Source organism: Streptomyces flavovariabilis, from assembly GCF_000725785.1.
Taxonomy (GTDB): Bacteria; Actinomycetota; Actinomycetes; order Streptomycetales; family Streptomycetaceae; genus Streptomyces; species Streptomyces hawaiiensis.
The window spans coordinates 150,138-173,280 of sequence record NZ_JNXD01000004.1; the positions used below are offsets into that span (position 1 = coordinate 150,138).

A 23,143-nucleotide genomic window follows, 5' to 3' on the forward strand; every position below is an offset into this window, starting at 1 on the left:
AGCACGAATCGGCGGGCCGGGCCAAGAGGGTGGGTGAAGGATTTCACAAAGTCGTGGGACTCGGGGGTGTCCCGGGTTTGGACCGGGACACCCCCGAATCTCAGCTCATGCGCAGTGCCAGGAAGAAATCCAGCTTGTCCTCGAGCCGCGACAGGTCACGGCCCGTCAACTGCTCGATCCGGCCGACCCGGTAGCGCAGCGTGTTGACGTGCAGGTGCAGACGGGCGGCGCAGCGGGTCCAGGACCCGTCGCAGGCGAGGAACGCCTCCAGGGTGGGGATCAGCTCGGCGCGGTGGCGTCGGTCGTAGTCGCGCAGGGGGTCCAGGAGTCGGGCCGTGAAGGCCCGGCGGACGTCGTCCGGGACGAAGGGCAGCAGCAGGACGTGCGACGCCAGCTCCTGGTGGCCCGCCGCGCAGACCCGGCCCGGGCGGGCCGCGGCGACGCGGCGGGCGTGGCGGGCCTCCTCCAGCGCGCCGCGCAGCCCCTCCGCCGAGTGGACGGCCGCGCTGACGCCGAGGGTGAGCCGTCCGTCGTCGTCGAGGCCCGCCGTGAGGGGGTCCCGGACCGATTCCAGGAGCGTGTCCGCGAGGATGCCCGCCTCCGAGCCGTCGTGCTCCGTCGAGACGGCCGGGAGGGGCACCAGCGCGATGGCCTCGTCGCCGGTGTGGGCGACGGCGATGCGGTCGGAGTGCTCCGGCCCGGCCGCCGCGGGGTCGACGAGGACCTCCTCCAGCAGGGCCTGCGCCACCGGGCCGGCCTCGATCTCCTCGCCGTCCCAGTCGACGCGGGCCACGACCACCTGCCAGTGCGGCGCGGCGCCCAGGCCGGGCAGCAGCACCGGTGCCGCGACGCGCAGCCGGGCGGCGATCTCGGCGGGCGCGGCGCCCGTCTGGACCAGTTCCAGGACCTCCTGGGCCAGGCGGCGGCGGACCGAACGGGCCGCGTCGCGGCGGTCCCGCTCGACCGCGATCAGCTGGGTGACGCCGTAGAGCAGGTCCAGGCGCTCCTCGGGCCAGTCCCCGGCGTCCGCCTCGACGGCCAGCAGCCAGTCCGACAGGACGGTCTCGCGGACGTCCCTGGCCGGCTGCGGGGAGCGGCCCGCGGAGCGGACCGGGAACAGGGAGTACGTGGTGGCGCCCAGGACGGCGCGGTGGGGGCCGCGGCGGCCCGTGCGGGTGGCGGCCAGGTGTTCTCCCGCGAGCCGGGCGCACGTCCCGGCCGGCAGGGCGGGGCCCGCCGCCTTCGAGCCCGCGATCAGGCGGCCGGTGGGGGAGAGGACCCAGGCCCGCAGGTCCAGGTCCGTGCCGAGCAGGTCCAGGACCACGTCGGGGCCGCCGCCCGCCGGGCCCGAGGTCATCATCCGGCGGTGGCGGTCGACGACCGCGGCCAGGTCTCCGGCGCGCTCGCCGGACACCTGCCGTACGACGTGTTCGGTGATGGTCGCGAACGCCACCGACTCGTGCACCGCGAAGAGCGGGAGGCGATGGCGGGCGCAGGCCACGACCAGGTCCTCGGGTACGTCCCCGAGCTCGGCCTCGCCCGCGGCGAGGGCCGTCACGCCCGCCTGCACCAGGATCCGGACGAACGGCTCCGAGTCGTCGGCGTCCCGGCGCCAGGCCAGGCCGGTGAGCACCAGTTCGCCGCCCGCGAGATAGCGGCTGGGGTCGCGGAGGTCGGTGGTCATCACGCCCCGCACGGTGCGGTCCAGCTCGTCCTCGCCGCCGAGCAGCTTGAGGCCCAGCGCGTCGGTGTCCAGCAGTGCGCGCAGCCGCATTCTCGTCGCCGCCGTTCTTTGTCTCGAAATCTATGGTGGATCTTGGAGGGGTATGCGGGGAACGCCTGTTCGTCGGACTGGTGGGCGATGCCCACCGGCCTCCGGACCGTGTCCCAGCTGTGTCCCAGGTCACGCGGCTGTGTCGCGCGTTTCCACAGGAGAACGAGGAGGTTTCTGTGGGCCTCCGTTCATACGAATCTACAAGATGCCTGTCCTGGCCAGCCAACTCCTTCATGGTTTCCGTGACTGACTCGCTCGGCGCAGCGCGCTGTGTACTGAGGCCACTACGCGTTAACAGCACATGAAAGAGCCGGGACCGCCGCACACGGATTGGCTCAAACCGAACGCCCCACGAGAAGACGAAGAAGAGAGCCGGTCATGGACTTCCTTCGCCCCGCCAGCTGGGAGGAGGCGCTCGCCGCGAAAGCCGAGCACCCCACAGCTGTGCCGATTGCGGGTGGCACCGACGTGATGGTCGAGATCAACTTCGACCACCGCCGGCCCGAGTACCTCTTGGACCTGAACCGCATCGGCGACCTCTCCGAGTGGGAGGTCGGCGAGGAGAGCGTGCGGCTGGGTGCCTCCGTGCCGTACACGAAGATCATGGAGAACCTGCGCGCCGAACTGCCGGGCCTCGCCCTCGCCTCGCACACGGTCGCCTCCCCGCAGATCCGCAACCGCGGCGGCGTCGGCGGCAACCTCGGCACCGCCTCCCCGGCCGGCGACGCCCACCCCGCCCTGCTCGCCGCGGGCGCCGAGGTGGAGGTCGAGTCGGTGCGCGGCACGCGCCGCATCCCGATCGACGCGTTCTACACGGGCGTGAAGCGCAACGCGCTCGCGGCCGACGAGCTGATCCGCGCCGTGCACGTGCAGAAGGCCGACGGGCCGCAGCAGTTCTCCAAAGTGGGGACCAGGAACGCGATGGTCATCGCCGTGTGTGCCTTCGGGCTCGCGCTGCATCCCGAGACGCGGACCGTGCGAACCGGGATCGGTTCGGCCGCTCCGACACCCGTTCGGGCCAAGGCCGCCGAGGAGTTCCTGAACGCCGCGCTGGAGGAGGGCGGCTTCTGGGACAACGGTCAGATCATCACCCCGTCGGTCGCCAAGCAGTTCGCCGACCTGTGCTCCGCCGCCTGCAACCCGATCGACGACGTCCGGGGCACCGCGAGCTACCGCCGCCACGCGGTCGGCGTCATGGCCCGCCGCACGCTGACCTGGACCTGGGAGTCCTACCGCGGCGCCTGCCGCACCATCGAGGGAGCTGCGTAATGCGCGTCAACTTCACGGTCAACGGCCGTCCGCAGGAAGCCGACGACGTGTGGGAGGGCGAGTCCCTGCTGTACGTGCTGAGGGAGCGGCTCGGGCTGCCGGGTTCGAAGAACGCCTGCGAGCAGGGCGAGTGCGGCTCGTGCACGGTCCGTCTGGACGGTGTGCCGGTGTGCTCGTGCCTGGTCGCCGCCGGGCAGGTGGAGGGCCGCGAGGTCGTCACCGTCGAAGGGCTGGCCGACTTCGCCAAGCAGCGCGCCGAGGGCGGCTGCGCGTCCGGCGCCTGCGGTACGCCGTTGCAGGACGCCCAGGGGTGGCAGGCCAGGGGCAGCGACTCGCACACCGGCGAGGGCACCGAACTGTCCCCGGTCCAGCAGGCGTTCATCGACGCCGGCGCCGTGCAGTGCGGCTTCTGCACGCCGGGTCTGCTGGTCGCCGCCGACGAGATGCTGGAGCGCAACCCGAACCCGAGCGACGCGGACATCCGCGAGGCCCTGTCGGGCAACCTGTGCCGCTGCACCGGCTACGAGAAGATCATGGACGCGGTTCGCCTGGCGGCCGCCCGGCAGGGAGAGGCGGTCTGATCATGGCGTCCCCCAGCGGAACCCCCACGAAGATCACCCAGGGGTCCCAGACCAAGGGCGGCATCGGCGAGTCCACGCTGCGGCCCGACGGCACCCTCAAGGTCACCGGCGAGTTCGCGTACTCGTCCGACATGTGGCACGAGGACATGCTCTGGGGCCAGATCCTGCGCTCCACCGTCGCGCACGCCGAGATCGTGTCCATCGACACGGGCGAGGCCCTGGCCATGCCGGGCGTCTACGCCGTGCTGACGTACGACGACCTGCCCACGGCGGTGAAGAACTACGGGCTGGAGATCCAGGACACCCCGGTCCTCGCCCACGGCAAGGTCCGCCACCACGGCGAGCCGGTCGCGCTGGTCGCCGCCGACCACCCGGAGACCGCGCGCCGCGCCGCCGCGAAGATCAAGGTCGACTACCGCGAGCTGCCCGTCATCACCGACGAGGCCTCCGCGACCGCACCGGACGCGATCCTCATCCACGAGAACCGCGACGACCACCACGCCGGCCACGTCCCGCACCCCAACATCGTGCACCGCCAGCCGATCATCCGCGGTGACGTGGCGGCGGCGCGCGAGCGGGCCGACGTGATCGTCACGGGCGAGTACACCTTCGGCATGCAGGACCAGGCCTTCCTCGGCCCCGAGTCCGGCCTCGCCGTGCCGGAGGAGGACGGCGGCGTCCACCTCTACATCGCCACCCAGTGGCTGCACAGCGACCTGCGCCAGATCGCGCCCGTGCTCGGCCTGCCCGAGGACAAGGTGCGGATGACACTGTCCGGTGTCGGCGGCGCGTTCGGTGGCCGCGAGGACCTGTCGATGCAGATCCACGCCTGCCTGCTGGCCCTGCGCACGGGCAAGCCCGTCAAGATCGTCTACAACCGGTTCGAGTCGTTCTTCGGGCACGTCCACCGCCACCCCGCGAAGCTCCACTACGAGCACGGGGCCACCAAGGACGGCAAGCTCACCCACCTGAAGTGCCGGATCGTCCTGGACGGCGGCGCCTACGCCTCCGCCTCCCCGGCCGTCGTGGGCAACGCCTCCTCCCTGTCCGTCGGCCCGTACGTGGTCGAGGACGTGGACATCGAGGCCATCGCCCTCTACACCAACAACCCGCCCTGCGGCGCCATGCGCGGCTTCGGCGCGGTGCAGGCGTGCTTCGCCTACGAGGCGCAGATGGACAAACTCGCCGCGAAGCTCGGCATGGACCCGGTGGAGTTCCGCCGGCTCAACGCCATGGAGCAGGGCACGCTCCTGCCGACCGGGCAGCCCGTCGACTCCCCGGCCCCGGTCGCCGAACTGCTGCGCCGCGTCAAGGCGATGCCGATGCCGCCGGAGCGCCAGTGGGAGTCCAGCGAGGGCGCCGACGTACGGCAGCTGCCGGGCGGCCTGTCCAACACCACACACGGCGAGGGCGTCGTACGCGGGGTCGGCTACGCGGTCGGCATCAAGAACGTGGGCTTCTCCGAGGGCTTCGACGACTACTCCACCGCCAAGGTGCGTATGGAGGTCGTCGCCGGTGAGCCCGTCGCCACCGTGCACACCGCCATGGCGGAGGTCGGCCAGGGCGGTGTCACCGTCCACGCGCAGATCGCCCGCACCGAGCTGGGCGTCGCGCAGGTGACCATCCACCCGGCCGACACCCAGGTGGGCAGCGCCGGTTCGACGTCGGCCTCGCGGCAGACGTACGTCACGGGTGGGGCGGTGAAGAACTCCTGCGAGCTGGTCCGCGAGAAGGTCCTGGAGATCGGGCGCCGCAAGTTCGGCTCCTACCACCCGGCCTGGGCGACGGCCGAGCTGCTCCTGGAGGGCGGCAAGGTCGTCACCGACGGCGGTGAGGTCCTCGCCGGCCTGGCCGACGTCCTGGAGGGCGAGACCGTGGAGGTCGAGGCGGAGTGGCGGCACCGGCCGACCGAGCCCTTCGACCTGCGCACCGGCCAGGGCAACGGGCATGTGCAGTACTCCTTCGCCGCGCACCGCGCTGTCGTCGAGGTCGACACCGAGCTCGGTCTGGTCAAGGTCATCGAACTGGCCTGCGCCCAGGACGTCGGCAAGGCGCTCAACCCGCTGTCGGTGCTCGGCCAGATCCAGGGCGGCACCACGCAGGGCCTGGGTGTGGCGGTGATGGAGGAGATCGTCGTCGACCCCAAGACGGCGAAGGTCAAGAACCCCTCCTTCACCGACTACCTGATCCCGACCATCCTCGACACGCCGACCATCCCCGTCGACGTGCTCGAACTCGCCGACGACCACGCCCCGTACGGGCTGCGCGGCATCGGCGAGGCCCCCACCCTGTCGTCGACCCCGGCCGTCCTCGCGGCGATCCGGAACGCGACCGGGCTCGAGCTGAACCGGACCCCGGTGAGGCCCGAGCACCTGACGGGTACGCAGCTCTCCGTGGGCTGAGCAGTCACGATCCCCTGGGGGACTCCGTCCCCCAGGTCCCTTGTTCGTCTCGGGCCGTCCCCCGGGTCGTGAACATCCCAACCCCCTTTGAAACTTGGGAGACGGCACCCATGACCCAGCAATCACTGGAGCCGAGGGCCACAGCCGAAGACGCGGGTGAAGGCACCCGCGTCCCGGCCGGACGGTCCTGGCTCGACCGGTACTTCCACATATCCCACAGAGGGTCCACGGTCGCCCGTGAAGTGCGCGGCGGCATCACGACCTTCATGGCGATGGCGTACATCCTCCTGCTCAACCCCCTGATCCTGTCCGGCAAGGACGCGGCCGGGGCCACGCTCGCCCAGCCGGCCCTGATCACCGCGACCGCGTTCGCGGCGGCCTTCACCACCCTGCTCATGGGCTTCGTCGGCAAGGTGCCCCTGGCCCTCGCCGCCGGCCTCTCCGTCTCCGGGGTCCTCGCCTCCCAGGTCGCACCCGAGATGACCTGGCCCCAGGCGATGGGCATGTGCGTGATGTACGGCGTGGTCATCATGCTGCTGGTCGTCACCGGCCTGCGTGAGATGATCATGAACGCGATCCCGCTCGCGCTCAAGCACGGCATCACCATGGGCATCGGCCTGTTCATCGCCCTCATCGGCTTCTACAAGTCCGGCTTCGTGCACCAGGGCAAGGCCACACCCCTCGCGCTCGGCCCGGCGGGCGAACTGGCCGGCTGGCCCGTCCTGCTCTTCGCCGGCACCCTGCTGCTGATCTTCATGCTCCAGGCCCGGAACACCCCGGGCGCCATCCTCATCGGCATCGTCGGCGGCACGGTCGTCGCGGCGATCCTCAACGCCGCCGGCGTCATCGACCCCAAGCAGTGGGCGGGCGGCGCGCCCGAACTGCACGGCAGTGCCGTCTCCATGCCCGACTTCTCGCTCTTCGGGGACGTCGAGTTCGGCGGCTGGGGCGAGGTCGGCGCCATGACGGTCGGCATGATCGTCTTCACGCTGGTGCTCGCCGGGTTCTTCGACGCGATGGCCACCATCATCGGCGTCGGCACCGAGGCGAAACTCGCCGACGACAAGGGCCGCATGCCGGGCCTGTCCAAGGCGCTGTTCGTCGACGGGGCCGGCGGCGCGATCGGCGGTGTGTCGGGCGGCTCCGGCCAGACGGTGTTCATCGAATCGGCCACGGGTGTCGGTGAGGGCGCCCGCACCGGCCTGGCCTCCGTGGTCACGGGCCTGTTCTTCGCGGCCTGCCTGTTCTTCACCCCTCTCACCGCGATCGTGCCGTCGGAGGTCGCGGCCGCCGCCCTCGTCGTCATCGGCGCCATGATGCTGATGAACGCCCGGCACGTGGACTGGGCCGACCGGGCCACCGCCGTCCCGGTGTTCCTCACCGTCGTGCTGATGCCCTTCACCTACACCATCACCACCGGCGTCGCCGCGGGCGTCATCTCCTACGTCGCCGTCAAGACCGCCCAGGGCAAGGTGCGCGAGATCGGCGCCTTCATGTGGATCCTCACGGCGGTCTTCCTCGTCTACTTCGCCCTCAACCCGATCGAGAGCTGGCTGGGCGTCCACTGACGCCCCGCGACAGCCCTGACGCCGCAGCCTCAAGGAGACCGAGACAGATGCTGGACATCGCCGAGGAGCTGAACCGGTGGACCGAGCAGGGCCGTGACTTCGCCGTGGCCACCGTGGTGGCCGTCGGCGGCAGCGCGCCCCGGCAGCCCGGCGCCGCGCTCGCGGTGGACGCCGACGGCACGGCGATCGGCTCGGTCTCCGGCGGCTGCGTGGAGGGCGCGGTCTACGACCTGTGCGAGCAGGCGCTGCGGGACGGCGACACCGTCCTGGAACGCTTCGGATACAGCGACGACGACGCCTTCGCCGTAGGTCTGACCTGCGGCGGCGTCATCGACATCCTGGTCACCCCGGTACGGGCCGCCGACCCGGTCCGCCCGGTGGTCGCGTCCGCGCTCACCGCCGCCGCCCGAGGGGAGGCGGCGGCGGTGGCGCGGATCGTGTCGGGCCCGCGCGAACTGACGGGCCGGGCCCTGCTGGTCCGCCCCGACGGTTCCCACGAAGGCGGCTTCGGCGCCCACCCGGAACTGGACCGCACGGTCGCCGCCGAGGCCGGCGCCTTCCTGGACGCCGGACGCACCGGCACCCTGGAGATCGGCGAGCGGGGCTCACGCTGCGGAGCACCCCTCACGGTCCTGGTCGAGTCCTCGGTCCCCGCACCCCGCATGATCGTGTTCGGCGCGATCGACTTCGCCTCCGCCCTGGTCCGCGTGGGCAAGTTCCTCGGCTACCACGTCACCGTGTGCGACGCGCGCCCCGTCTTCGCGACCCGGGCCCGTTTCCCGGAGGCCGACGAGATCGTCGTCGACTGGCCCCACCGGTACCTGGAGCGCACGGACGCCGACGGCCGGACGGTGCTGTGCGTGCTGACCCACGACGCCAAGTTCGACGTCCCCCTGCTGAAACTGGCGCTGCGGCTGCCCGTGGCGTACGTCGGTGCCATGGGCTCCCGGCGCACCCACCTGGACCGCAGCGCACGCCTACGGGAAGTCGGCGTCACCGAGCTGGAGTTGAGCCGGCTGCATTCGCCGATCGGCCTGGACCTCGGGGCCCGTACGCCCGAGGAGACGGCCCTGTCGATCGCGTCGGAGATCGTCGCCGTCCGGCGTGGCGGCAGCGGGGTCTCGCTGACCGGGGCGCACACGCCGATCCACCACGAGCCGGAGTCGAAGGCGGTGGGGCGGATCGGGTCGGTGGCCTGAGGCCCCGTCGGGAGACGACCCGTCGGCGGCCGGTGTGTCAGGGCTGTCGGAGCAGGCGGTTCAGGGTCCGCCCGAACACGTACCGCGAGGAGCGCCGCACCGCACCGTCGAAGAGCGACGGCAGAAAGCGGACCCGGATCTGCTCCCGCCAGATCACCCGCGCACGGCCCCCCGGTCCGGGCCGCACTTCCAGTTCGGCCCACCCCAGCACCACACGGCCCCGCTTCTCCAGCCGGCACAGCCCCGCGGCCCCGTCCTCCGGGGGCTGCCACACCGTGACCTCCATCGGGTCGTCGAAGGCCAGCGGCCCGGCACCCGAGCGGGCCACGACGAGAGTGCCCTCGCGCGTCGGTCCGGGCGGCACCACCCTGACGGCCGTCAGCGGCACCGCCTCACCGTGCCGCGGCCACCGCGTGATCCGCCGCCAGGCCTCGTCGAGGGGGAGCGGGACGGTGCGTTCGAGCAGGAAGTTCGCCACCCCTCGATCGTAGGGAACCGGCGGCGCGTCAGCGGTACACCTCGCCCGGCTCCGCCTTCCCCGGTGCCAGGAGCTGGGGCACGGTCACGAAGACGTAGCCGCGTTCCTTCAGCGCGTCGATGATCCCCGGTACCGCCGGCACCGTGCCGTCGTAGATGTCGTGCAGGAGGATGATCCCGTCCCGGGAGGACTGGGCGAGGACGCGGCGGGTGATCAGGGCGGAGTCGGTCGTCGCGTAGTCCTTGGCCGTCACGCTCCACAGCACCTCGGACAGGCCCAGTTCGCGGCAGATGGCGTGCACGGTGTCGTCGGTGCGGCCCTGCGGCGGGCGCATCAGGGTGGGGCGCCGGCCGGTGAGACGCTCTATCTCCTCGTTGGGGCGTTCCAGCTCCTCGCGTATCTCCTCGGGTCTCAGCTTCGTCAGGATCTTGTGGTCCCAGGTGTGGCTGGCCACCTCGTGGCCCTCGTCGGCCATGCGCCGCACCAGCTCCGGGTACTTCTCGATGTGCCGCTCGCCGAGCAGGAAGAAGGTCGCCGGGACCTGCTTGTCCTTCAGGATGTCCAGCAGCCGCGCGGAGTGCTCGCTCGGCCCGGCGTCGAAGGTGAGCGCGATGCACTTGGCCTCGCGGCAGTCGACGGTACCGAAGCGGGCCGCCTGCACGTCCGTGGCCGGGCGGGCCCGGACGGCGCTGGGGGCCGTGGTGTCGGCCCCCGTGCAGCCGCTCAGGGCGAGGGTGAGGGCGGCGGTAGCCGCGAGCGTTCCGGCTGTCCGGAACGCGGTCCCCGTTTTCTTCATCTTCTTGGTCAGAGAAGGCATGCCGGGACTATACATCGCGTGTATACGCGCGGTTTATAGTCGCCGAGGCGTTCCCTGGCGGCCTGACCTGGTGTTTGAGCGAGCCGTACCGCGGCACTCGCCAGCACCGTAGTCCGCGCACGCCGCCGGAGGGAGGACCCGCCCGCATGACCCCGTATGCCGTCGTGATCCCCACCCTCGTACCGGACACCCTCGCCGACTGTCTCGCCGCGCTCGCCGCCGCGACCGGGCCCCGACCCGAGGAGATCGTCCTCGTCGACGACCGGACCGATCGCGAACGCGGGCCGCTGCAGCACCCGTTGAGCGTTCTCGGGGACTTGCGGGAGCGGACCACCGTGCTGGGCGGCGGCGGTCGTGGGCCCGCCGCCGCCCGCAACACCGGGCTGCGCGCCGTCCACACACCGTGGACCGTGTTCCTCGACGACGACGTCCAGGTGGGGCCCCGCTGGTGCGACCAGCTGGCCGAGGACCTCGCCGAGGCGCCCCACGACACCGCGGGCGTCCAGGGCGTCCTCGCCGTGCAGCTGCCCGGCGAACGCCGCCCCACCGACTGGGAACGCGGCACCGCCGGCCTCGTCCGGGCCCACTGGGTCACCGCCGACATGGCCTACCGCACGGACGTCCTCAAGCGGGTCGGCGGCTTCGACGAACGCTTCCGGCGCGCCTTCCGCGAGGACGCGGACCTCGCGCTGCGCGTCCTCGACTCGGGCTGGCGCATCCGGCAGGGCCGCCGCACCACCCGCCACCCCGTGCGCTCCGCCTCCCGCTGGGTGTCCGTGCGCCAGCAGCGCGGCAACGCCGACGACGCCCTCATGCGGCATCTGCACGGCCCCGACTGGTGGGACAAGGCCGTCGCGCCGCGCGGCCGGATCCGCACCCACACGGCCATCACGACCGCCGGGGTCGCCGCGTGCGCCCTCGCCGCCACCGGGCACGGCCGGGCCGCGACGGCCTGCGCGCTCGGCTGGGCGGCCGGCACGGCGGAGTTCGCCCGCGCCCGCATCGTGCCCGGCCCGCGCACCCGCCACGAGGTGGCGACGATGCTGGCGACCAGCGTGCTGATCCCGCCCACCGCGACCTGGCACCGGCTGGCCGGTGCCTGGCGCCACCGTCACACCCCCGCCTGGCAGGAGGAGGCCACCCCGTGAGCCCGGTGAAGGCCGTGCTGTTCGACCGCGACGGCACGCTCGTCGAGGACGTCCCGAACAATGCCGACCCCGACCGCGTACGCCCCGTCGAGGGCGCCCGCGAGGCACTCGCCCGACTGCGCGGGCACGGCATCCGCACCGGCGTCGTCACCGATCAGCCCGGTGTCGCGCGCGGACTGCTCACCGACGCCGACGTCCGCCGCGTCAACCACCGCGTCGACGAACTCCTCGGCCCCTTCGACGTGTTCGCCGTCTGCCCGCACGCCCCCGACGACGGCTGCCACTGCCGCAGGCCCCAGCCCGGCATGCTGCTGTGGGCGGGCGGACGGATCTGCACCGGGCCCGCCGAACTCGTCGTGATCGGCTCGACCGCCGCCGACGCGGAGGCCGCGCGCCGGGCGGGCGCCCACGGCATCCTCGTCCCGAACGCGCAGACCCGCCCCGAGGAGACCACGCGGGCCGACCACGTCGCCCCGGACCTGCTCACCGCCGTCCGCGCGCTGCTGGACGGACCGCCGAAGGGCCGCGTCCTCGCCGACGAACGCCCCATCCAGGAGGCGTTCACCGCTGACCCGGGACCGGGCAGGCCTCTGTGAGGGCCGGTTCGGCACGGGGCTGCGGCTTTCGCCGAGCCGGTCGCTGGGGAGCTGGGCGGTAGCCGTTGTGCGGGCTGCCGCGGGGCCCCTGGCGGGCCCCTTCGGCGGCCGGTGCGGCACAGGGCCGTGCTCCTGGCCGCCGAGGAGTTGACCCACGTCGGCCAGGCCCATCTCGACGTCGACACCGCCCTCGCCGACCCGGCCGCGGACGAGCTCTGCTGCACCCGATGAGCGGGCTTGCGGCGGCGGGTCCGGGGCGCGCACGGCAGGCTGCTGGTATGACTCCGGATCGGACAGCCCAGGCCGTACGCCCCCGTCTCCTCGTGCTGCGTGCGCTCGGGCTCGGTGATCTCCTCGCCGGTGTTCCCGCGCTGCGTGCCCTGCGGCGGGCCCACCCGGAGCACGAACTCGTTCTGGCGGCGCCCGCCGAGTTCGGGGCGCTCGCGGCGGCGACCGGGGCCGTGGACCGCCTGCTGCCCGCCTCCGCCCACGGCCGGGCCGTGCCGCGCACGCTCGACTGGACCGGCCCGCCCCCGGACGTCGCCGTCGACCTGCACGGCAACGGCCCGCCCAGCCACCGGCTGCTCCTGGGTCTGCGCCCGCTGAGGCTGCTCGCCTTCGCCCACCCGGACCTGCCCGGCATCGACGGCCCGCCCTGGTACCCGGAGGAGCACGAACGCGAGCGCTGGTGCCGGCTGCTGCGGGCGTACGGCATCGCCGCCGACCCGGGCGATCTGCTGCTGCCCCGTCCGCGGGTAGCGTCCCCGGCGCCCGGCGCGGTCGTGCTGCATCCCGGCGCCGGGGCACCCGCGCGCTGCTGGCCCGTCGAGCGGTACGCGGCCGTCGCGGCCGGCCTGCGCGCCCGGGGCCTGCGGGCCGTGGTGACCGGCGGCCCCGCCGAGGGCGACCTGGTGGCCCGGCTCGCCAAGCAGGCCGGCCTGCCGGACACCGACGTGTTCGGCGGCGGCCTGCCCTTCGAACGACTGTCCGCCCTGATCGCCGGCGCCTACGCCGTGATCAGCGGCGACACCGGCATCGCCCACCTCGCGGTCGCCCACGGCACGTGCTCCGTCACCCTGTTCGGCCCGGTCGCGCCGAGCCGCTGGGGCCCGCCGCCCGACCCGCGCCACCGCGCCCTGTGGTACGGCCCGGAGGGCGACCCGCACGGTCGTCGGCCCGACCCGGCGCTCCTGCGCATCAGCGTCGGGGACGTCGTGCGGGCCGTCGGCGAACTGCCCGGCGCCCCGCCGCCGTAGCGACCGCGTTCAGCTCCCGCACCACCGGCACAACAGCCGGAACGCGGCGAACATCGTCAGGGGCCACAGCGCGGCGAACGCCCAGATCACACCGGGCTCGGACGTGACGATCCCGGCCACCATCAGCCCGGCCGACACCGCGAGCAGGACCGCCACGGTCATGCCACGGGGGCGGTAGGAGGCCAGGCGGGCCAGGATCCGGGCGGGGTCGGGGCGGCGGCTCACTCGGTGGGTGCGCAGCCTGCGGGCGAGGCGACGGTCGCGGCGCAGGGCGCGTTCCATCTCGTCGAGGATGCGCTGCTCGTTCTCGGGAAGTCGGCCGATGGACACGCTCTCTCCTTCCGGGCGGCCGGACCGTCTCTCCTCCAGGGGGACGTGCGGCAGGGGAAGTAAAGCGGGGGACGTACAAGCGGGTGCCCCGTGGTGCGCCCGCGCTAACCCGGCACCGGCCGCGCCAGCGCCTCGACGAGCCGGTCCGCGCTGTCCGGCACGGAGCCCTCGCGGAACCCGTCGCGGATCTGCCGCGCGGTCACCCTGCCGCCGGTCAGGCACCAGTCCCACCAGCGGTCCAACTGCCGCACGTCCAGCCGCTCGGCGGGCACCAGCGCGGGCCAGCCGCAGGCACGGGCCTGCGCGGTCAGCTTGGCGCCGCCCGCGACCGGGTCGACGGCCAGCACCGGCGTACCGACCCGCAGCGCGATCACCAGCCCGTGCAGCCGGTCGGTGACGACGAGGTCCAGCCGGGCCAGCACGGACTGCAGCTGTGCGGGCGTCGCGCTCAGATGCCAGTCGTGCGTGTCCAGCCTGGTCTCCAGCTCCAGCCGCCCGCAGTCCTTCCCGGCCAGCCAGCGCGTCACCTCCTCGGCGACCTGCCCGTGCCGCCGCAGCTGCCCGTACTCCTGCTGCCCGTGGGCGAGGATCACCCCGACGACGGGCCGCGCCGGCACGTCCGGGGCGCGGGCCGCGAGGTCCTCCACCGGCTCGCTGTCCGGCCCGTCGCGGGGCAGCACCCGGTGGAAGCCGGTCACGGCCGCGCTGCCGGGGTCGATCACCGAGGTGCCGACGGCGATCCGCACGCAGTGCGCGAACCGCCGGTGCAGCTCCTCCACCTGCGGCCCGTGCAGCGGGCCGCACACGAACACCAGGTGGGTGTAGTCCTCGGGCCACAGCCGGTCCAGATGCAGCGCCTCCGGACGGAAACGGGGACTCCAGGCGACGTCGTAGGGGATGCCCGTCCCCCGCAGCACGTCCTCCACCCGGCGCAGGGCCAGCACGTCCCCGGCGGTCGCCTCCCTGTCGCGGAAGCTGAACCAGCCGGTGAGCAGCACCCTGCGCGGTCGCTTGCCCTCTTGTGTGTGCACATGCCCTGAGTGCCCGCCCACCGGGAAGACATTCAGGGCATTACGCGCATTTACCGTGCCGTCACTGGGCGTAGAAGGTGGCGTCCGCCCGGTCGGTGGCCGTGCTCACCGCCTGCACGTTCAGCAGGTACTCCCAGTGGCGGACGTATCGCCCCGGGTAGTTGTGGGACTCGTACGACACGCCGGCCGGGTCCGCGAGTCCGGCCCGCCGCCGGAACGTCGCGTCGGACGCGAACTGCGCGCTGCCGTCGTTCTTCTCGAGCCACACCTCGAAGTTTCTGTGCCGCAGGTAGGAGCCGGGGAAGTTGGCCGACTCCAGCGAGACGGTGCCGCTGCCGGCGAGGCCCGGCACGACGCGGAACTGCGAGTCGGCGAGCTTGGTGACGTTCGCCTCGATCCGGGCCCGGTAGTCGTAGTGCCGGACGAACCGGTCCGGGACGTTGTACGAGGAGAAGCGCTGCGGGGTGACCCCGTCGGCCACGGGGATGCCGAAGTTCGGGGTGCCGTCGGCGTTCCAGTACACCTTCTGCACGCGGGTGCGCCGGTTGGGATCGTTGAGGGGGTCGCCGGTGATGTCCTTGTAGCTGCGGTCGTGGTAGACGAGGATGTCGCTCTTGCCGTCCTCGGAGACCGTGAAGGAGTTGTGGCCCGGGCCGTACTGGCTGGTCGCGGCGCTGCTGGTGAACACCGGGGTGGGGCTCTTGCTCCAGGACGCCTGGCTGAGCAGGTTCGCGCTCGCGGAGGCGGTGAGCATGCCCAGGCAGTAGTTGGCGTCGGTGGCGCTCGCGGAGTACGTCATGAAGACCTTGCCGCCGCGCTGGATCACCGCCGGGCCCTCGTTGACCTTGAAGCCGACGGTCTCCCAGGAGTGGGTGGGCCGCGACAGCATCACCGGAGTGCCGGTGATCGTCCAGGGGTTGGCCATCTTCGCGAGGTAGATGTCGGTGTTGTTGTTCACGGACGGGTCGCGCTGTGCCCAGGCCAGGTAGCGCACGCCGCCCACGACGAAGGTCGTGGCGTCGAGCGAGAAGCTCTCCCACTGGGTCTTGATCTGGCCCTTCTCCGTCCAGGAGGCGGTCAGCGGGTTGGCTCCGGTGCCCTCCAGGACATACATCCGGATCGCCCACACGTCGTCGGTGGCGCCGGCGGCGAAGTACACGTACCACTTGCCGTCGATGAAGTGGATCTCCGGCGCCCAGATGTGGGCGCCCATCACACCGCTGGCGTGCTTGGTCCAGATGGTGGTCTCGGTGGCCGTCTTCAGCCCCTGGACGGTGGTCGCCCGGCGCAGCACGATCCGGTCGTACTCGGGGACGGTCGCGGTGAAGTAGTAGTAGCCGTCGGTGTGCTTGAAGATGTGCGGGTCGGCCCGCTTCTCGGCGATGGGGTTGGTGTAGGTGACGGCGGGGGAGTCGGGCACGGCGGCCCGGGCGGGCGCTCCCGCGAGGCAGGTCGCGAGGGCCATGAGGACCGCCAGAAGCAACCGAACGGCCATGCGTCTCAAGGGGTTCTCCTCTGTCCGTCATTTCGAACGCAGTTCGTGGATTCGACCATGAAGTGGTCAGAAGATAAGGGGGGCTCCTACCGTCGTCAACGGTTCGGGCAGACGTGACCCGCGGGAGCGACCGGCGCCGTCACAGGCCAGGGCATCGATTTCGGCCGTGCCCGGGCAGGAGCGTCCGCCGAGGCGCCGGGATCTCCGTCAGTCCGGCGGCAGCCGGGACTCCGGTGCGTTCCGCGGGGCCGGCGGTGGGGCGGTGGTGGCCCGGGGGATCACATGGGTCGGCAGCACGAGGTGCCGCTCCCGGTCCGCGTCCGGCTCGTCGATGAGCGACAGGGCCAGCTCACCGGCCTCCCGGCCGATCCGTGAGGGCGACTGGGCCACGGTGGTCAGGTCGAACCACTGCGCCACCGGCTGGTCGTCGAAGCCGGCGACCGACATCTGCCCGGGCACCTCGATCCGTGTCGCGCGCAGCGTCCAGATGACGGCGACGGCCACCTCGTCCTGCTCGGCGAAGACCGCGGTGGGCGGCTCCCGCAGGCCCAGCAGCCTGCCGACCGCCTCGGCGGCACCCCGCTTGTCGCCCGGCGGGGTGTCGACCACCAGGTCGTCGTCCAGGGGCAGGCCCGCCTCGGTCAGCGCCTGCCGGTAGCCGGTCAGCCGCTCCTGAGAGCTGAAGGAGAAGCCGTCGGCACCCACCGTCCGCACATGGGCGATCCGGCGGTGGCCGAGGTTCAGCAGATGCCGGGTGCCGTGCACGGCGCCGGCCACGTCGTCGACGTAGACGCTGGGGCGGCCTGCGACGTGCTGGCTGACGTAGACGACCGGCATGGCGAGGTCGTCCAGCCGGGCCGTCTCCTCCTCGGTCAGGTCGAAGGAGAACACCAGCAGCGCGTCCGCGTTGCGCCGGGCCGGGAGACGCTCGAAGAACGCGGTGCGCTCGGCCATGCCGGGGATCACATACACCGTCAGTTCCATGCCGGCCGCCCGCAGGACGAGGGCGAGACCCGACAGGGCCGCGCCCATGAACCACGAGTCGAGCGTGGGCACGAGCACCGCGACGTTGCGGGTCCTGCCCGTCACCAGACTCGCGGCATGGCGGGAGACGGCGAAGTCCAGCTCCCGGGCGGCCTGTTCGACCCGGGCACGGACCTCGGGCGAGACGGTGGACAGGCCGCGCAGGGTGCGCGAGACCGTGGAGGTGGAGACCCCGGCGCGTTCCGCTACGTCAGCCATCGTGGGGTGTCGCTGACCTGGTGGCATGCGCCGGACGCTAGCACAGCGACGCCGCATCGGACGCCTGTCGCCGACAGCGCTGTCTCACCTGATTCTTGCCCTTTTACGACGTCGGCGCGCATTGACTTCCCGTTGGCGCGCTCCTAGCGTGCAAACGTTGTCTCGACAGCTTCGAAGTCGCCCCGGAGGGACGCCCCTTACCCGCTGTGACCTGCTGTTTTTAGCAGTGGAATGCCGTGGCAACGCAATCTCATGACCAAAGCCATTCCGGGGGAACAGTCACGACTTCGGTTCGTCAGACCAGGAGAGACAGTGAAGAGCAGCACCGCCAGAGCGATTCAGTGTTCCGCAGCGCTCGCCGCCGCCGGACTCCTCCTCACCGCCTGCGGCTCGTCCGGCGGCAGCGGCGGCTCGGGCGGGTCGGCGCAGGCCGCGACGGCCACGTTCAAGGGCCGCGGCCCCATCACCTACGTCGCGGGCAAGGACACCACCGGCACCGTCCAGACCGTCATCGACCGCTGGAACAAGGCGCACCCCAAGGAGAAGGTCACCTTCATCCAGCTGCCGACGGACGCCGACTCACAGCGCCAGCAGATGATCCAGAACGCGGAGACGAAGTCCGACGCCTACACGGTGCTCGCCACCGACGTCGTGTGGACGTCGGAGTTCGCCGCCCACCAGTGGATCGAACCGCTGCCCGCGAGCCGGTTCCCGCTCGGCAGGATGCTCAAGCCGGTCGTGGCGACCGGCCAGTACCGCGGCAGGCTGTACGCGGTCCCCGCCAGCTCCAACGGCGGCCTGCTGTTCTACCGCACCGACCTGCTCAAGAAGGCCGGCATCACCCAGCCCCCCACCACCTGGGCCCAGATGACCGCCGACTGCGCCAAGGTGGAGAAGCTCCCCGAGGCGAAGAGCATGTCCTGCTACGCCGGGCAGTTCCAGAAGTACGAAGGCCTCACCGTGAACTTCGCCGAGGCCGTGAACTCCGCCGGCGGCCGCATCGTCGACGCCGACGGCAAGCCGGACGTCGACACCCCGCAGGCGAAGAAAGGCCTGGACTTCCTGGTCAAGTCCTTCAAGGACGGGACGATCCCCAAGGAGGCCATCACCTACCAGGAGGAGGACGGCCGGCAGGCCTTCCAGTCCGGCAAGCTGGTCTTCCTGAACAACTGGCCCTACGTGTACTCCCTGGCCCAGAAGAGCGCCATCAAGGGCAAGTTCGCCGTCGCACCCCTGCCCGGCCTGAACGGCCCCGGCGCCTCCAGCCTCGGCGGCGCCAACCTGGCCCTGTCGTCCTTCGCCAAGAACAAGGCCACCGCGCTGGACTTCATGAAGTTCTTCACCAGCGAGGAGAGCTCCACCTACTTCCTGAAGAACGCCTCCCTCGCCTCGCCGTACGCGGACCTGTACGACAACGCCGCGCTGGACAAGCAGTTCCCGTACCTGCCCGACCTGAAGCAGTCCATCACCAAGGCCGTGCCACGCCCCCGCGTCGTGCAGTACGGCGATGTGACCGCCGCGATCCAGAACGAGGTCTACCCGGCCCTCACCGGCAAGAAGAGCAGCGCACAGGCGCTGAAGGACCTCCAGTCGGACCTGCAGAAGCTGACGGCTCAGTGAGGGCGTGGCTCATGGCCGACACCGCGATCCCGCCCGGCACCACCGCGCACCGGCCCGGGACGGCGGCCGCCCGCCGCCCCGGGCGGCCCCCCGCGTCCGCGAGCCCGCGACGCCGCTCCCGGGCCACCGCCGGCACGGGCCGCCTCGCCGCGCTCCTGGTCTCCCCGACCCTGCTGGTCCTCACGATCGTCGTCCTCTACCCGACGCTCATGGCGCTCGACGAGTCCCTGTACGGGGTCAAGGGCCTGGACCCCAGGACCGGGTTCATCAGCGACACCGAGCCGTTCGTCGGGCTGAAGAACTACACCGGCATCTTCGCCCAGGCCGGGGACCGCTTCTGGAACGCCTTCTGGAACACCACCTTCTTCACCGTCGTCACGGTGTCCCTGGAGACGCTGATCGGCGTGGCCATGGCGCTGATCATGCACCGGGCGTTCCGGGGCCGCGGCCTGGTCCGGGCGAGCATCCTGGTGCCCTGGGCGATCCCCACGGCCATCTCCGGACTGCTCTGGAAGTGGATCTTCAACGCCGACGGCATCGCCAACGTCCTTCTCGGACACCAGGTGCTGTGGACCGCCGACGGCTTCTCCGCCAAGGTCGCGGTCGTCATCGCCGACGTGTGGAAGACCGCCCCTTTCATCGGGCTCCTCGTCCTTGCAGGCCTGCAGGTCATCCCCAAGGAGGTCTACGAGGCGGCCCGGCTCGACGGGGCGAACGCCTTCCAGCAGTTCCGGCGCATCACCCTGCCCCTGGTGAAGCCGGCCCTGCTGGTGGCGGTGCTGTTCCGCTGCCTCGACGCGCTGCGCATGTTCGACCTGCCCTACATCCTCATCGGCGCCCAGAAGGGCTCCGTGGAGACCCTGTCGATGCTCGCCCAGAACGAGGCGTCCAACGTCCGCTTCGGCCCGGCCTCCGCCTACGCGGTCCTCCTCTTCCTCTACGTCTTCCTCATCGCGCTCGCCTTCGTGCGGCTGCTCGGCGCCGACCTCATCGGGGACGCGGGCGGCACGAGGAAGAGCGGGAGCCGCCGCGCCGGGGTGCCGCGCCGCCGCGTGCGGGAGGTGACGGCATGACCCTCACGGCCAAGTGGCGGCAGTGGCTGCCGTATCTCGGCATCGCCCTGGTGGTGGCCTACTGCCTGGCCCCGTTCTACTGGATGCTGGTCTCCAGCCTCCGCAGCACCAACGACATCTTCAGCACGTCCCTGTTCCCCTCCCCGCTGTCCTTCGCGAACTACCGCTCCGTGTTCGGCCCGGCGCAAGGCTTCACCAAGGCGCTGCTCAACAGCCTGATCGTCGCGGGCGCCACCACCGCGCTGTCGCTGCTCCTCGCCACGTTCACCGCGTACGCGATGGCCCGGCTGGAGTTCCGCTTCAAACGGCTGATCCTGACCCTGATCATCGCCACGTCGATGTTCCCGGTGGTGTCGATCGTGGTGCCGCTGCTGAAGCTGTTCACGGACATCGGCTGGATCAACACCTACCAGTCGATGATCGTGCCCAGCATGTCCTTCACGCTGCCGCTGGCGGTGTGGAATCTGACCACGTTCTTCCGGCAGATGCCGGACGAGCTGGAGCAGGCCGCGATGGTGGACGGCTGCACCCGCGGCCAGGCCTTCCGCAAGGTCATCGTGCCGCTGGCGGCGCCGGGCATGTTCACCACCGCGATCATCACGTTCATCGCCGCATGGAACGAGTTCCTCATCGCCCTGTCGATGACCAACAAGCCCGGCATGCAGACCGCCACGGTCGCCATCTCCAAGTTCTCCGGCGCCACGACCTACCAGACGCCCTTCGGCAGCCAGATGGCCGCGGGAATCGTCGTGACCATTCCGCTGGTGGTCATGGTGCTGCTCTTCCAGCGCCGTATCGTCGCCGGACTCACCGCCGGCGCGGCCAAGTAGACACGTGACACCCAAGGAGCGAGGTCCGCTGTGTCCCTCACCGCACCCTGGTGGCGCAGTGCCGTCATCTACCAGGTCTACATCCGCAGTTTCGCCGACGGCGACGGCGACGGGATCGGCGACATCGCCGGCCTCCGCACGCGCCTGCCGTATCTGAAGTCGCTGGGCGTGGACGCCATCTGGATCAACCCCTGGTACAAGTCGCCCATGGCCGACCACGGCTACGACGTGGCCGACTTCCGGGACATCGACCCGCTGTTCGGGACGCTCACCGACGCCGAGCGGCTCATCGAGGAGGCGCACGCGCACGGGATCCGGGTGATCCCCGACATCGTCCCGAACCACACCTCCGACCAGCACGCCTGGTTCCGGGCGGCGTTGCAGGCCGCCCCGGGCAGTCCGGAGCGTGAGCGTTACGTCTTCCGTCCCGGTCGCGGACCCGGCGGGTCGGAGCCCCCGAACGACTGGGTGTCCTGTTTCGGCGGCCCCGCCTGGACCCGGCTGCCCGACGGCGACTGGTACCTGCACCTCTTCGCACCCGAGCAGCCCGACCTGAACTGGCAACACCCCGAGGTACGGGCGGAGTTCGAGTCGATCCTGCGGTTCTGGTTCAGCCGGGGCGTGGACGGTTTCCGTATCGACGTCGCCCACGGGCTGATCAAGCACCCGGAACTGCCCGACCTGCCCCCGCGCGCGGAACCGGCGGTGGCGGGCCCGCTCACCCGCCGGGACGAGATCCGCCCGCACCTCGACCATCCGCACTGGGACCGCGACGAGGTGCACGAGATATACCGGGCCTGGCGCAAGGTCGCCGACGAGTTCCCCGGCGACCGCTCCTTCGTCGCCGAGGCCTGGGCGGACACCCCCGGGCGTCTGGCGGCCTACGTCCGGGCGGACGGCCTGCACACCGCCTTCAACTTCGACTTCCTCATGTGTGGTTGGGACGCCAAGGACCTGCGGGCGGTCGTCGACGACTCCCTCGCGATGCTCGGCGCGGTGGGCGCACCGGCCACCTGGGTGCTCTCCAACCACGACGTCATGCGCCATCCCAGCCGCTTCGGCCGTACGCCCGCCCGGAGCTGGACGGTCGACGCGCGCTACGAACCCGAAGGGCCCCTCGACCTCGCCCTGGGCACCCGGCGTGCCCGGGCCGCCGCCCTGCTGATGCTCGCCCTGCCCGGCGGTGCCTACGTCTACCAGGGCGAGGAACTGGGCCTGCCCGAGGTCGAGGACCTGCCGGAATCCGCCCTCCAGGACCCGATCTGGGAACGCTCCGGCCACACCGACCGGGGCCGGGACGGCTGCCGCGTCCCCATCCCCTGGAGCGGCGGGACGGCCCCCTACGGTTTCGGCACCGGCGCCCGGCCCTGGCTGCCGCAACCGGACGACTGGGCCGGCCTCAGCGTCGAAGCCCAGAGCGGAGACCCGGCCGCCATGCTGGAGCTCTACCGCACGGCCCTGCGCGTCCGCCGTGCCCACCCCGCCCTCGGCGACGGCACCATGACCTGGCGGGACGCTCCCGAGGGGGTGCTGTCCTTCAGCCGGGAGCCGGGCTTCGTCTGCGTCGTCAACCTCTCCGCCGAGCCGTACGAGCTGCCCGGACACTCCGCGCTCCTGGTGGCCAGCGGCCCGGTCGAGGGCGGTGTGCTGGGGCCGGACCAGGCGGTGTGGCTGACGGTGTAGACGCCGGTGGCCGCGCCGCCCGGCCGTACGCTGGAGCCATGGCGCGTACTGCTCGTACCGCTCGTCCGGCGGAGCGGACACCGGTCTCGCTCACGGTCCGGCCGTCGGCGGGCGCCCTGGTGCCGCTGATCGGCGCGATGGGCTACGCGGAGGGGCGGTTCGCGCACTCCGCCGAGCTCGCCCTGCCGACCGGCGCGGCACAACTGCTGGTGAACCTCGACGGGGACGCCCTGTCCTCCTCCCCGCTGAGGGGAGCGGACCGGCGTACCCGGGGCGCGGCGGTGCACGGGCCGTACACGGAGCCGGCCCTGATCGACCCGGCGCAGCAGCGGGCCGTCGTCTGGGTGGCGTTCCGGCCCGGCGGAGCCCGCCCCTTCCTCGCCGCCCCGGTCTGCGCGGTCCGCGACGCGCTGGTCGGACTCGACGAGCTGTGGGGAACGGACGGCGCGGTGCTGCGCGAGCGGCTGCTGGCGGCCATGGCCGCCGGTGGCCCGGCGGCCGGGCTGCGGGAGCTGGAGGCATGAACACAGGGCACGGGGCGCCGGACTGGGCGGCCCTCGCCGCGGACTGCGGCTACCACGACCAGGCCCATCTGATCCACGAGTTCCGCGCCCTCGCCGGGATCACCCCGACCGCGTACGCGCCGCGCTCGCGGCTCGAACGCAACCACGTTCCGCTCGGTGGGTGACGGACCCCGCCCGGCCGACGGTTTTCTACAATCCACGCGCCCCGGGACCCGCGATCGTGAAGG

21 protein-coding genes are annotated in these 23,143 nt (G+C 72.0%); 14 read left to right on the forward strand and 7 right to left on the reverse strand.

Features of this window, described 5'->3' with window-relative positions; translation table 11 throughout:
- Positions 1-100: 100 nt before the first annotated feature.
- Positions 101-1,774, reverse strand: coding sequence for a PucR family transcriptional regulator (locus IO24_RS0109860; RefSeq protein WP_031134063.1), 1,674 nt, complete (start codon positions 1,772-1,774; stop codon positions 101-103).
- 378 nt (positions 1,775-2,152) lie between these two features.
- Between IO24_RS0109860 and IO24_RS0109865 the strand changes: the two genes are divergently transcribed.
- The 5 genes from IO24_RS0109865 to IO24_RS0109885 all read left to right on the forward strand — a co-directional run bounded on the left by IO24_RS0109865 (position 2,153) and on the right by IO24_RS0109885 (position 8,793).
- Complete coding sequence (locus IO24_RS0109865; RefSeq protein ID WP_031134065.1) at positions 2,153-3,043, forward strand: FAD binding domain-containing protein; 891 nt, start codon at positions 2,153-2,155, stop codon at positions 3,041-3,043.
- The gene (locus IO24_RS0109870; protein ID WP_031134067.1) at positions 3,043-3,624 is read left to right on the forward strand and encodes a (2Fe-2S)-binding protein; all 582 of its coding nucleotides are present in this window, start codon (positions 3,043-3,045) and stop codon (positions 3,622-3,624) included. Before IO24_RS0109865 ends, IO24_RS0109870 begins: the two co-directional genes overlap by 1 nt.
- A gap of 2 nt (positions 3,625-3,626) precedes the next feature.
- Positions 3,627-6,026 (forward strand): xanthine dehydrogenase family protein molybdopterin-binding subunit, encoded by a 2,400-nt coding sequence (locus tag IO24_RS0109875; RefSeq protein ID WP_031134069.1) that lies wholly within the window; start codon positions 3,627-3,629, stop codon positions 6,024-6,026.
- Positions 6,027-6,136: 110 nt separating this feature from the next.
- Entirely contained in the window at positions 6,137-7,594 is a 1,458-nt protein-coding gene (locus tag IO24_RS0109880; protein ID WP_031134071.1) for an NCS2 family permease, read from the forward strand.
- Positions 7,595-7,641: 47 nt separating this feature from the next.
- On the forward strand, positions 7,642-8,793 hold the full coding sequence (locus IO24_RS0109885; protein WP_031134073.1) for an XdhC family protein: 1,152 nt from the start codon (positions 7,642-7,644) through the stop codon (positions 8,791-8,793).
- Between the two features lie 37 nt (positions 8,794-8,830).
- Here IO24_RS0109885 and IO24_RS0109890 read toward each other — a convergent pair whose 3' ends face one another.
- Positions 8,831-9,271, reverse strand: a complete 441-nt coding sequence (locus tag IO24_RS0109890; protein ID WP_031134075.1) for a hypothetical protein — start codon at positions 9,269-9,271, stop codon at positions 8,831-8,833.
- Positions 9,272-9,299: 28 nt separating this feature from the next.
- Complete coding sequence (locus IO24_RS0109895; protein ID WP_045296282.1) at positions 9,300-10,067, reverse strand: polysaccharide deacetylase family protein; 768 nt, start codon at positions 10,065-10,067, stop codon at positions 9,300-9,302.
- Positions 10,068-10,234: 167 nt separating this feature from the next.
- Between IO24_RS0109895 and IO24_RS0109900 the strand changes: the two genes are divergently transcribed.
- The 3 genes from IO24_RS0109900 (at position 10,235) to IO24_RS0109915 (ending at position 13,088) form a co-directional block, all read left to right on the forward strand.
- Positions 10,235-11,236: a glycosyltransferase gene (locus IO24_RS0109900; RefSeq protein ID WP_031134079.1), complete on the forward strand. Its 1,002-nt coding sequence runs from the start codon at positions 10,235-10,237 to the stop codon at positions 11,234-11,236.
- Positions 11,233-11,832, forward strand: coding sequence for a D-glycero-alpha-D-manno-heptose-1,7-bisphosphate 7-phosphatase (locus IO24_RS0109905; protein WP_031134081.1), 600 nt, complete (start codon positions 11,233-11,235; stop codon positions 11,830-11,832). Before IO24_RS0109900 ends, IO24_RS0109905 begins: the two co-directional genes overlap by 4 nt.
- A 278-nt stretch (positions 11,833-12,110) precedes the next feature.
- Positions 12,111-13,088 carry a glycosyltransferase family 9 protein gene (locus IO24_RS0109915; protein ID WP_031134082.1) on the forward strand — a complete coding sequence of 326 codons (978 nt, stop codon included), beginning with the start codon at positions 12,111-12,113 and terminating at the stop codon, positions 13,086-13,088.
- 9 nt (positions 13,089-13,097) lie between these two features.
- Here the strand turns inward: IO24_RS0109915 and IO24_RS0109920 are convergent, their stop codons facing one another.
- The 4 genes from IO24_RS0109920 to IO24_RS0109935 form a co-directional block, all read right to left on the reverse strand.
- On the reverse strand, positions 13,098-13,418 hold the full coding sequence (locus tag IO24_RS0109920) for a DUF3040 domain-containing protein (RefSeq protein WP_031134083.1): 321 nt from the start codon (positions 13,416-13,418) through the stop codon (positions 13,098-13,100).
- Between the two features lie 104 nt (positions 13,419-13,522).
- The gene (locus IO24_RS0109925; RefSeq protein WP_031134084.1) at positions 13,523-14,449 is read right to left on the reverse strand and encodes a polysaccharide pyruvyl transferase family protein; all 927 of its coding nucleotides are present in this window, start codon (positions 14,447-14,449) and stop codon (positions 13,523-13,525) included.
- Positions 14,450-14,510: 61 nt separating this feature from the next.
- Complete coding sequence (locus tag IO24_RS0109930; RefSeq protein ID WP_031134085.1) at positions 14,511-15,953, reverse strand: family 43 glycosylhydrolase; 1,443 nt, start codon at positions 15,951-15,953, stop codon at positions 14,511-14,513.
- A gap of 198 nt (positions 15,954-16,151) precedes the next feature.
- Positions 16,152-17,186, reverse strand: coding sequence for a LacI family DNA-binding transcriptional regulator (locus IO24_RS0109935; protein ID WP_031134087.1), 1,035 nt, complete (start codon positions 17,184-17,186; stop codon positions 16,152-16,154).
- A gap of 312 nt (positions 17,187-17,498) precedes the next feature.
- On the opposite strand from IO24_RS0109935, the gene IO24_RS0109940 reads away from it, so the two are divergent.
- From IO24_RS0109940 to IO24_RS45130, 6 genes are read left to right on the forward strand one after another with little or no spacing between them, the layout of a single operon-like run.
- Positions 17,499-18,806: an ABC transporter substrate-binding protein gene (locus tag IO24_RS0109940; RefSeq protein WP_031134089.1), complete on the forward strand. Its 1,308-nt coding sequence runs from the start codon at positions 17,499-17,501 to the stop codon at positions 18,804-18,806.
- An 11-nt stretch (positions 18,807-18,817) separates the two neighbouring features.
- Positions 18,818-19,879: a carbohydrate ABC transporter permease gene (locus IO24_RS0109945; protein WP_031134091.1), complete on the forward strand. Its 1,062-nt coding sequence runs from the start codon at positions 18,818-18,820 to the stop codon at positions 19,877-19,879.
- Complete coding sequence (locus IO24_RS0109950) at positions 19,876-20,709, forward strand: carbohydrate ABC transporter permease (RefSeq protein WP_031134093.1); 834 nt, start codon at positions 19,876-19,878, stop codon at positions 20,707-20,709. Before IO24_RS0109945 ends, IO24_RS0109950 begins: the two co-directional genes overlap by 4 nt.
- A 30-nt stretch (positions 20,710-20,739) precedes the next feature.
- A complete protein-coding gene (locus tag IO24_RS0109955; RefSeq protein ID WP_031134096.1) occupies positions 20,740-22,392 on the forward strand; it encodes a glycoside hydrolase family 13 protein in 1,653 nt (550 codons plus the stop codon).
- Between the two features lie 38 nt (positions 22,393-22,430).
- Positions 22,431-22,916: a DUF6597 domain-containing transcriptional factor gene (locus IO24_RS41970; RefSeq protein ID WP_031134098.1), complete on the forward strand. Its 486-nt coding sequence runs from the start codon at positions 22,431-22,433 to the stop codon at positions 22,914-22,916.
- Positions 22,913-23,080: an AraC family transcriptional regulator gene (locus IO24_RS45130; protein WP_157851244.1), complete on the forward strand. Its 168-nt coding sequence runs from the start codon at positions 22,913-22,915 to the stop codon at positions 23,078-23,080. The genes IO24_RS41970 and IO24_RS45130 overlap by 4 nt, the downstream gene beginning before the upstream one ends.
- Positions 23,081-23,143 lie beyond the last annotated feature (63 nt).